The sequence below is a fragment of the Candidatus Eisenbacteria bacterium genome, assembly GCA_018831195.1.
Taxonomy (GTDB): domain Bacteria; phylum Eisenbacteria; class RBG-16-71-46; order CAIMUX01; family JAHJDP01; genus JAHJDP01.
Genome location: JAHJDP010000117.1, coordinates 79,358 through 90,273 on the forward strand (window position 1 = coordinate 79,358; position 10,916 = coordinate 90,273).

The following is a 10,916-nucleotide window of genomic DNA, read 5'->3' on the forward strand; positions in this document are numbered from 1 at the left end:
AATGGGAGCTTTATTCATGGCCAAAGAGGCGAAGAAACGGATTGGTGAACTCCTCATCGAAATGGGTGTGATTTCAGAAGCCGATTTCACGAAAGCCCTGGAAGATCGCAAGGACCGTAAAACCCGCATTGGTGAACTCCTTATCGAGAAGGGGTTTTGCACGGACCAGGATATCGCTCTCGCCCTGGCTTCGCAGCTCGGTCTGCCCATAGTTGATCTAAAGACCTATCCGGTCGAGCCGGCGGCCATTGAAATATTGAATGAAAAGGTTGCCATAAAACATCTTATCCTGCCACTGTCGATAGAAGGAAAATCACTAAACATTGCGGTTGTCGATCCGTTGAATCTCGATGCAGTGGAAGATATCCGATTTATCTCCGGATTGCATATCAATCTTCACCTCACCACAAAATCCGATATCCAGTGGGCCATTGATCGTCATTACCATATCGGATCTTCCGTCGAATCATTGGTCCAGGATATTTCTTCGGAAAAACGCGTGATTGTCCTGAAAGCGATGGAGGAGACAGAGAAGGGCATTGAGGATCTGAAGAAACGAAGCGAAGCCGCGCCCATTGTCAAAATGGTCGATATCTTGATCTCAAAGGCCGTTGAGGGAAAAGCTTCGGATATCCATGTCGAACCCACAAGGGACTCGTTGATTGTTAGGAACAGGATTGACGGCCACCTCAGGGTGAGCACAACACTTCCCAAATGGGTGCAGGGAGCGGTGATTTCCAGAATTAAAGTCATGACGCAGCTTGATATCGCTGAGAAAAGGATGCCACAGGACGGACGTTTGCAGGTCAATGTTGGAGACACGATATGTGATTTGCGCGTATCAACTCTTCCCACAGCCTATGGTGAGAAGGTTGTTATCCGAATTCTCGATCCAAAAGGTCTGGTTGTCGGTGTTGAAAAACTGGGTTTTTCAAAGGAGAACGAACGTAGAGTCACATCGCTCATTTCCAAACCCCAGGGGATCTTTCTGCTGACAGGGCCGACCGGCACGGGCAAGACAACAACTCTGTATACCTGTCTGGCGCAGATACGCAGTGTTGAGAAGAATATTACGACTATTGAGGACCCAATCGAGTACGATCTGGAAGGCATAAACCAGGTTGCCATCAATGAGAAGGCCGGGCTCAATTTCGCCAATACATTGAGATCGCTGTTGAGGCAGGACCCGGATGTCGTCATGGTGGGCGAGATGCGGGATCTTGAGACGGCTCAGATTGCCATGCAGGCGGCGCTGACCGGCCATCTTGTCTTCAGCACGGTGCATACGCGCAGCTGCTCGGGCACTATTACGCGGCTTCGTGAGCTGGGCATTCCATCCTACCTTGTCAGCTCTACCATAATAGGGATCGTGGCTCAAAGGCTTGTCAGGCGCATTTGCCCGGACTGTATTGAAGAAGACTCACCGGGGCCGCATGATCTTAAGAGTTTGGGAATTCCGGAGACTCATGCCCATAATAAAATATTCTACGTGGGAAAAGGCTGTCCCAAATGCAATGGTTCGGGTTATAAGGGGAGATTGGGCGTTCATGAGGTGCTTGTCTTGAGCCCTCCGCTCAGGGATTTGATTGTTAATGATGCCAGCGAGCAGGCCATAAAAGAAGCAGCCATGGCCGAGGGGATGAAAACACTCTTGGAAGATGGAATTGATAAGGCCCTCAATGGGCAGACGACGATCTCGGAACTTCTTCGTACGGTTCATATGGATGATGATATACCGACTCTTTGTGTTCGATGCGGAACATACTTGAGGCCGGGGTTCGTTGGCTGTCCGATGTGCGGTCAACGGGTTAATCAAACCTGCGCCTTGTGTCAAAAAACGGTTAAACCGGAATGGAATTTCTGTCCCTACTGCACGGAGAATCTTGCGGTGGCCGGGCAGAATCTGAACTCCGCCTGATCTTCCGTGAGTTCCCTCCGGCCGGAACGCATGTTCTCTGACAGGAATCCTCCCAAGGTCAGTGAGGACCGCCAGAACTCATTAAATCAGCAGGTTGCGGCTTCCTCCATGGTACGCTGTTAGATTTTCCCGCCTCCCCAGTATCAGTTTATGGATATGAAAATGTTCATGAAGTTGAGGGGAATTTAACCTTTTAGAAAAGCGGCGGTGAGGCGGGGCGAACTGAAGCGCCGCAAGGGGGGAGGTCGTGACCATGAGATCATCAATGAGTATTAGAGGCCTGAGCGTTTCGGTTTTAATCGCTCTGTTATCTCTATTTGCCGGGGGCGAATCGATATTCGCCGGGGATCCGGTTGAAACCCATGGCGGATATGCCGCGTCGATCAGCGAGAGTCCAAATTTCCGGCTGGATTCTTATATCGTTTATGAAGACGGGAGTGGTAGTTACCCGACGATTCAATCGGCGATCAATGCGGCTCAAGATGGAGATTCCGTCCTTCTCGCAGATGGCACATTTACCGGAGGGGGCAATCGCGGGATTCATTATAACGGAAAGGCGATTACGGTTCGATCGCTGAACAATGATCCGGTCAATTGCATTATTGATTGCCAGGGCCAAGACCGCGCCTTCTGGTTTGACGGCGGTGAAGGTCGTGATTCCTATCTGAAGTATGTTACGATTCGCAATGGCCATGTCAACAGTGACGGCGGAGGGGTTCTGATCGGCAAAGCGGGGTTTCCTCCCATCACGGAAGATGAGCCGGCACATCCCTCGATTATTGGTTGTATCCTTGAAAACAATACCGTTTCAACTTTTGTCAATACGGTTCGCGGTGGTGGGATCGCCGGGATTGTCGGCTCCTCGCCGAGAATCGAAGATTGCATTTTTACAGGCAATACAACCGGCAGCATGGGGGTCGGTCAGGGGGGCGGTCTTTATCTCTATGGCGGCGTTATCCCATATAATCCCGAGATAATCGGCTGTTCGTTTCTCAATAACGATGCTCGGACTATCGGCGGAGCCGTATTTTTGGAGGGTACTGATTCCGAGATCGATAATTGCCTTTTCTCTGAAAATACCGCTTCGATGGGCGGGGCTCTTTATGCCTATAGTGCACAGATGACGGTTGAGTATTGTACGTTTACAAGAAATAGTTCATCCACTTCCGGTGGTGCAGTCTACATTTATGGAGATACCCCGTTTGCCCCGGATTTTATAAACTGCACTTTCTATTCCAATTCATCTTATACCGGAAGCGCCTTTATGTTCCATACAAACGGCAATGCGAATATTGTACGGACTATTGTCTCAGATGGCACCGGCGGCGTCGCCTTTGACAGGTATTTGGCTGACCCGGTGACATTGTCCTGTTGCGATGTCTATGGAAACGAAGGGGGTCCGGGATTTGTGTCCGGCCTGATTGGAGCCAGCAATAATTTCTCTGCGTTTCCGGCCTATTGCCATCCTTCAAATGATGATTTCACCCTTCGCGATATTTCTCCGTGCGCACCCGGCAACAGTCCCTGTGGCCAGCAGGTTGGAGCCTGGGGCGTTGGTTGTTCAGGGCCGATAACTCATCAGGTTTGCCCCGATGGCACGGGTGACTTCTTGACGATTCAGGCCGGGATCGATGCGTCACAAAACGGCGATACCGTAGAGCTCTGCGATGCGATCTATGCAGGCGCCGGCAATGAAAATATGGACTATGAGGGCAGGGCGATTACGGTGCGCTCCGCAAGTGGACACCCCGAAAATTGTATCATCGATTGCGGTGGGACCAAGCAGGGCTTTTATTTTCATAACAACGAAGATCGCACCTCCATGCTGGAAGGCGTGACAATCCGAAACGGCTATCACGTTCACAATGGTGGCGCTGTCGCCTGTTCTGCTGCGGCACCTTCCTTTATTAATGTTTGGTTTGAAGAATGTGACAGCTATGAGGGTGGTGCGGTGATGGTTAACGGCGCCTCAAATCCATATTTCTCCGGCTGCACATTCCAGGGAAACACCGCGGATAATGGAGCAGGGCTCGCGTTTGGTGGCGGTTCCACGGGATTAGTCGAGAGATGCGAATTTGTATCGAATACGGCCGCTATCGATGCCGGTGGTTTGTGGTCCGTATTCGGGTCACCCATCGTCCGCGATTGTCATTTTGAAGCCAACCAGGCCCTGTCAGGCGGCGCTATTCAAACCCAAGGAAATCTCGATCCACAAATCACAAAGTGTATGTTCTATGGCAACAACGCTGAATATGGCGGCGCTATCGCTGCATTCTATTTTTTCTCGACGATCGATTCGTGCACATTTGTTGATAATAGAGCCGATGGCGATAATGGATGGGGCGGTGGTTTCTATCTGGGGAATGATGCGGAGGCCACTTTGGAAAATTGCACATTCTATGCCAACAGCGTCGGTGGCCCCAATAAATGCGGCGCCGGTGCTTTCGTCGATTGGGATTCCCGCCTGTTCATTCAGAATACGATCATCGCCTACAGTACTGAAGGAGAGGCGGTCTGTTGCAATGTTAATTGCACCGCCACACTTGAATGTTGCGATGTTTACGGTAATGCCGGCGGGGACTATACGGCGTGTATCGCCACCCAGAACGGCATCAGCGGTAACATTAATTTGCCGCCGCTCTTCTGCAATGCACCCAACGGCGATTATACCCTCTCCGCCGGCTCACCCTGCGCGCCCTTTTCTCCGCCGAACCCCGAGTGCGACCTGATTGGCGCCTGGCCCATCGGCTGTGGGGGCCTGCTAAACTATGCCGATCACAATGTCGGCAATTGCCTTCTTACAATGACCGATCAGGGAATCCTTGGATTTATGGATGAAACACAAGCCGAGGGTTCCGGCTTTATTTATCCGATCACCGGGTCCAATCATCTCTATACGGGAGGTCTCTGGGTTTCGGATGGTGAATATGTTGCAAACCGGGACTACGATAGTGACCCAGCCCGCGAGTGGGTTGTCTCTACGGCGCCCGACGGCCATGTCGTCAGTGTGGCCGGGGTCGATCCCGATCAGATGATCCATGCAGGTTATACAGATGCCGGGGCGGTGTCACCGCACGGGCTCTATGTCCGTCAGGAATCATGGGCTTATGCGAATGCGCCCGATGATGATTATGTGATCATTCGCACTTTTATCCACAACACCAGTGGTTCAACGATGGATGAAATGTATGCGTCCCTGTTCCTCGATTTCGATTTGGGTGATGGAACGGATGACACGGGCGGGATCGACCGGGCGCGCTCATTGGTCTACATGACCGATACTTCCGGTGAGTATGTGGGTTTGAGGCTGCTCGATGCCGATCAGTCTCCTGATCGCCGCGCTAATCTCACCCTGATTCACAATCCGACCTATGTCTGGCCTCAGAGTTATCTCCTCGATGCCGACAAAATGGGGTTCCTCAGGGGAACGAATCGATCCTATATCCTAGAGGACGGCTCAACCCCTGATGACTATAGTGTTCTGGTCTCGGCGGGGCCTTTCTCACTCGCACCGGGGGACAGCAACGAAGTGACTTTTGTGGTATTGGGTGGGTCCAGTCTGGCCGACTTGCAGGCCAATTCCGATCAAGCGCAGATCCAGTTCATCGGGGATGCCGCGGGAACACCCGATCAAGAGAATCCTGCCCTGCTGACGACCTGTCTGCTGCCGAATCAGCCTAATCCTTTCAATCCCAAGACCATGGTTCGCTTCCAGCTCTCATCGCCGGGCCAGGTCAAGCTGGCGATCTACAATGTCGGCGGCCGCAGGATCCGGTCGCTGGCCCAGGGGGCGTTTGGTGGAGGCCCGCACGCTATCATTTGGGATGGGCGGGATGATTCGGGACAACCGGTTGCGTCCGGCGTCTATTTCTCGAGATTCGAGTCAGGAAACCACAGGGAGAGCCGGCGGATGATGCTGGTCCGCTGATCAGCTGATTTGTAGTGATCCCTGGAGAGGGCGGTTCGAGGTGAACCGCCCTCCTTGTCTTTGTCGGGAAGAATCTTCATAATCGATCCGAAGGAACTGTCCCCCCAAGCGATACCGGATGGGGAAAGGCCGGCTGTGCAACAAGAAACTCCAGCGGGTCATCCATCATTGGATTCACCCGCCACATCCCAGGGACCGCTTTGGCCCAAACGCCTGGAGCAGCTCTCCCGGACGCTGCGGCATCCCCAAAATAATTCTCAACAAGATCGGGATCGGGAGGCGGCATGGTTTCTTCTTAATGCCTCTATTTCCAAATACTTACGTATCCATCTCTCCCGCTTGGGAAAAGCCTCGCCTGAGGATCTGGAAGATATCGCCTCACAAAAATCGTTAGATTTGCTCCGCAGAATCGAATCAGGGTCATGGGAGATGACGGGCAGGACCGATGGCGAAATCATGGGATTCCTGTCAAAGGCGGCCCGCAACGGCTTGTTGGATCATCTCCGTGAGAAGCGACGCCGGATTGAACCGGTGGATGAAGATCGTCCTGAATGGGATGTGGGACCCGATACCCTGGAGAATGCGGTTAGGACAATGAGCCCGATAGATCCCCCCGACATTCAAGTAGAGCGAAACGAATTCGCGGCTGCGCTGCGGGAATGCGCCGAGCAATTAAGCGATCGTTCCCGCAAGATCTGGTTTTTCCGGGTCTTTTGCGGACTGTCGAGCCGGGAGATTGCCTGCCATCCGGAGGTGTCGCTCAAGGCGAGCCATGTCGATGTCCTATTACAAAGGACCCGCATAATGATTCGGGATTGTATGCGACAGAAAGGTCATCATCCCCAGGAAATTCCGCCGGGGACATTTGTGGAATTATGGAAAGCATTCCGGCTTGAAGAGATCTTGAATCCGGGAGTTGGAGAGTGAAATACCGTACCGACAATCAGAGTACCGGCGGAAGTTCCGGTCACCTGAGGGAGGATCTCCTCCTGGATTTGTTACACAATCTGCTACCGAAAGCAGAGAGGGATATGGCCCTATCCCATTTGTCGGTTTGTTCACAGTGCGAGTCTGAATTTCAGGAAATGGTGAGCCGCCGGGAGCGGCTCAGGGCGATGGCGAAATTGACGACCAACGCCGCCGGCGAGATCGAGCTTCAAACACGATCCGGATCGGACCCGGTTAAGTGCGGGGAGGCCGCTTCACAACCGGTTTCCGATCAGATTTCCCGCACTTGGAAGGGTCTCCTATCCATCCTCAAGCGCCCTCGAAATCAGTTCGGCGCGGCTCTCGTTGTCGCCACAGCGGCTCTCCTGCTTGTCATTTGGTCTCAGCATGAGGACGCAGATACCGCATCGGATCTTTATTGGCTGCCTCGATCAAGTCAGGAAATGCAATTTCGCTCGGGGTCCGGAGATGCCATCCATGAGATTCTCGCGGATGGACTCGATGCCTATGCACACCGGGATTTAAAATCGGCGATCCAGCATCTTGAGAGTGCTCAGGCGATGGGTCATCTGGAAACGGTGCGAAAAGTCTATCTTGGCAGCGCTCTGGCCATGAGCAGAAGATATGGTGAGGCCGCGGAGCTGTTGAATTCAGTATCAAGCCGCTCGCTGCCGGATCCATGGGGCAGCGAGGCGCGTTGGACTCTCTATATCGCCTTAAAGAAATCCGGCCGGACATCCCTCGCGGATTCCCTATTGAATGTGTTGGCTGCGGAAACAGGCGCCATCGGTGACCGGGCGCGTCAATTGATGCAGCCATAAAACTGACCTTTGCCCAACCAGGAGGTGTCACCATGCGCTATGGCTCCACATGGGTCAGCCTCCTTTTGTTGCTGTGCGGGCTATATGCCCCCTGCTCCATCTCAATCAGTTATGCCGATGAGGAATCCACCGGGAATGCCGGCAGGACGCAGGATCCGGACTCCTTGATCAAAGGGATTGCCGGTCTGCGCGTGGACGCAAGATATGATGAGGCGTTGATCCAGGCCCGCGAACTCACCCGACTTCTTGCCGACGATCCGGCGGCAAAACCATGGAGAAAAATCGACGCCGAGTGGCTTTTGAAAACATTGGAGCAGATAACAACCCTGTCGAAGGAGGATCAGGAGGAGCTTTCCGAAGCGGATGGTTTGGTGACTGATATCGAGGATTATTGGAGTGGTGGTGAGTATGCGAAAGGAGTCACCGCTGCCGAACGGCAGTTGCAGATTTATCGACGCCATTTTGGGGATGCGCATCCTGAGATAGCCCGAAGTCTCAATAGGCTGGCGCTCTGTCTTTTCGATCTGGGGGATCATGCCCGCGCCGAGGAATTCTATCATGAGGCCTTGAATATGAGTGTTGAGTTGCTCGGGAGAGAGCATCCCGATGTTGCGGAGGTTGATTCTAATCTGGGTTGGCTGGCTTATATCCAAACCGATTATCGGCAGGCTGAGCAATTCCATCTTGAGGCGCTGACCCTCCGCAGGGAGGTCTTCGGCGAAGAACATGACAGGACGGCGATGAGTTTGAGTGATCTGGCGGCTGTCTATTGGAGGGAGGGTGACTTCGCCAAGGCGGAGCCTCTCTTGAGGGATGCCGTAGCGAAGTGCCGGAAGCGGGTCGGAAATGAACACGAAGACACGGCGACGCTGTTGTACAATTTGGCTTGCCTTCTTATGGATCAGGGAGATTATAGCGCGGCAGAATCACTTTATCGTGAAACTCTGGCGATCCGTCGAAAGCAGATGGGAGAAGACAGTCCGCGCGTCGCCAGCTGTTTAAAAGCTCTGGCAACACTTCTTTACCGGAAGGGAGATTATGAAGCGGGGGAGCCGATCCTCCAAGAAGCTCTGGAAATGAACAGGAGGCGGCTGGGTGAAGATCATCTCGAGATCGCCTCCAACAGGAAGAGCCTGGCTTCATTCCGCCGGCAAAAAGGAGACTACGGCGGTGCCATTGAGCTGTTAAACCTGGCCATCCCCTCCCTGGTAAGAATTCTGGGCGAAGAACACCCCAAAGTCGCGGCGGCATATGATGCCTTGGGTTGTTGCCTTGGGAGTCAACACCGGTATGCCGAAGCTGAGGTCGATTTCGCCAGAGCGCTGGAGATGTTCCGCAAGTTGCTGGGAGAAGAACATCCAAAGGTGGCGATGGTCCTGAATGATATGGCGATCAATGACTTGGCTCAGGGGCGCTATCAGGAGGCGGAAACAGCCTTTAAGCAGGCAGCGGATGTGTTTGAGACGGCGCGGCTCCGAGCTGGAGAAGGTCTTACCCGCGCCCGTTTTCAAGAATCCCCTTACACTCGCCTCGCCGCGACCCGGTTGCGTCTCGGTGATCCGATGGGCGCCTGGCGCGCCGCGGAGAGGGGATTGGGACGTGCTTTGGCGGATCTGCTCATCGCCACTGGACAGCGGACCCTGACTCCTTTTGAAATCGCTACACAGGATTCCCTGAATGGTGAACTCGGCCGGCTGGAAAGACAACTCGAGGCGCTTGGAAAGACATGTGAGACAGACTCCACGGGTGAGAAGCTCGGGGAGTTCAACGAGAAACGCACTCAGCTTCTCTATACGGAAGCCGCTTGGAGCGCATTTCAGCGCGGGATCGCCTCGAGGTATCCTGTGACCGAGGGGCAGGTTTTCCCCTTGGAGCGGATCCAGCGCGGGCTTGATGATGAGACGGCGATACTCGGGTGGCTCCACACTGAAATGGAGGAAAAGACTTTTGATTCTTGGGGCTATCTCATCCGGCATTCCGGCCCGGTCACTTGGATTGAAATAAAGGGGGCGGATGATGTTGTCGATCCGAAAGAGCCGACGGCATTCGATTTTCATGAAGCCTTGATCATTGCGGCTTCCTGGCCCTTCAGGGTCACGGAGGTTGAGCGTATTGAAGCTGATGCCCAAGCGATTTGTGAAAGATGGATCGATCCCTTCTCGGAATGTCTTACTGATATTAAAAACCTAGTCATTATACCTACAGGACCGATGCTCGGTATTCCTATTGAGGCCCTGAAAGATCATGGTGGGAGATTTATTGGAGATCGGTACGCTGTCTCTTACGCCCCTTCGGCGACAATCTATACCTGGCTGCAAGAAATGGGGAAAAGAAATTCAGACCGGCCATCCCACAAGGCCCTTCTCGTCGGCGATCCGCCTTTTACATTAGATCAGCTCGCCGCAATGGAAAATCAAGAGAAGGAACCGGTCTATTTCTCGGTGCGCGATATCCCAGTTGATTTGCCGGTGCTGCGGGGAATGCTTGCCGGGAATCAGGAAGCGCTGGCCTCTCTACCACGCCTGCCGGGAACGCGTGAGGAAGTCAAGAGAGTCGCATCTGTTCTCCCTGATGCCATGACACTCATCGGCCCTGACGCCACGGAACAGGAAATCGTTGATCTGGCCTCATCGGGCGCCCTTGGCGAGTTCGATCTTCTCCATTTCGCGACCCACACTCTGATGGATGATGAACAACCGGAACGTTCCGCACTCGTCTTGTCCCTGGTCAATCTTCCAGACCCACTGGAAACGACAATGGAGGGGAAGAGAATCTACGACGGGCTGGTCACTTTGGAAGAGATTGTTCGTGAATGGGACCTGGAAGCCGATCTTGTGGTGCTGTCGGGTTGCCAGACCGCTCTCGGCGGGAAAATGGCGGGGGAAGGATTTATTGGTCTGGCATATGCTGTATTGCAGGCCGGAGCTCGAAGTGTATTGGTGAGTCTTTGGAGGGTTGAAGATACAGCGACTTCGCTTCTCATGGGGCGCTTTTATGAAAATCTTACAAATTCGCAACGCCATCGTGATATCTCCGGAAAGAATCTCCCAATGAACAAGGCTGAGGCCCTTGGTGAGGCAAAGCAATGGCTGCGAAACATGACCGATGCCGAAGGCGTACGACCTTTCCAGCATCCGACGTATTGGTCCAGTTTCATCCTGATCGGGGAGCGATAGCTTGTGCTTCGAAGATTGCATTTGGCGTGTTTCCTGCACACCTAGCAGGGTATGTCGAAATGTCGAACCTATTTCAAGCCGCCGCACTGTCCCAATCCGCATTGCCGGTATCACAAGAAACCGGA

The 10,916-nt window shown here is 53.4% G+C and carries 5 protein-coding genes; all 5 read left to right on the forward strand.

Features of this window, described 5'->3' with window-relative positions:
- The first annotated feature begins 1 nt into the window (after position 1).
- The 5 genes from tadA (at position 2) to KJ970_20170 (ending at position 10,791) form a co-directional block, all read left to right on the forward strand.
- Positions 2 to 1,918 (forward strand): Flp pilus assembly complex ATPase component TadA, encoded by a 1,917-nt coding sequence (gene tadA, locus KJ970_20150; protein ID MBU2693236.1) that lies wholly within the window; start codon positions 2 to 4, stop codon positions 1,916 to 1,918.
- A 253-nt stretch (positions 1,919 to 2,171) separates the two neighbouring features.
- A complete protein-coding gene (locus KJ970_20155; GenBank protein ID MBU2693237.1) occupies positions 2,172 to 5,846 on the forward strand; it encodes a hypothetical protein in 3,675 nt (1,224 codons plus the stop codon).
- Positions 5,847 to 5,981: 135 nt separating this feature from the next.
- Positions 5,982 to 6,773, forward strand: a complete 792-nt coding sequence (locus tag KJ970_20160; GenBank protein ID MBU2693238.1) for a sigma-70 family RNA polymerase sigma factor — start codon at positions 5,982 to 5,984, stop codon at positions 6,771 to 6,773.
- The gene (locus KJ970_20165; protein ID MBU2693239.1) at positions 6,770 to 7,615 is read left to right on the forward strand and encodes a hypothetical protein; all 846 of its coding nucleotides are present in this window, start codon (positions 6,770 to 6,772) and stop codon (positions 7,613 to 7,615) included. Before KJ970_20160 ends, KJ970_20165 begins: the two co-directional genes overlap by 4 nt.
- A gap of 32 nt (positions 7,616 to 7,647) precedes the next feature.
- Positions 7,648 to 10,791, forward strand: a complete 3,144-nt coding sequence (locus KJ970_20170) for a CHAT domain-containing protein (GenBank protein ID MBU2693240.1) — start codon at positions 7,648 to 7,650, stop codon at positions 10,789 to 10,791.
- Positions 10,792 to 10,916: the final 125 nt, after the last annotated feature.

Excerpts from the sequence above, each read along its gene's own strand:
- tadA (MBU2693236.1), top strand. The coding sequence starts at position 2 with ATGGGAGCTTTATTCATGGCCAAAGAGGCGAAGAAACGGATTGGTGAA.
- KJ970_20155 (MBU2693237.1), top strand. The coding sequence starts at position 2,172 with ATGAGATCATCAATGAGTATTAGAGGCCTGAGCGTTTCGGTTTTAATC.
- KJ970_20170 (MBU2693240.1), top strand. The coding sequence starts at position 7,648 with ATGCGCTATGGCTCCACATGGGTCAGCCTCCTTTTGTTGCTGTGCGGG.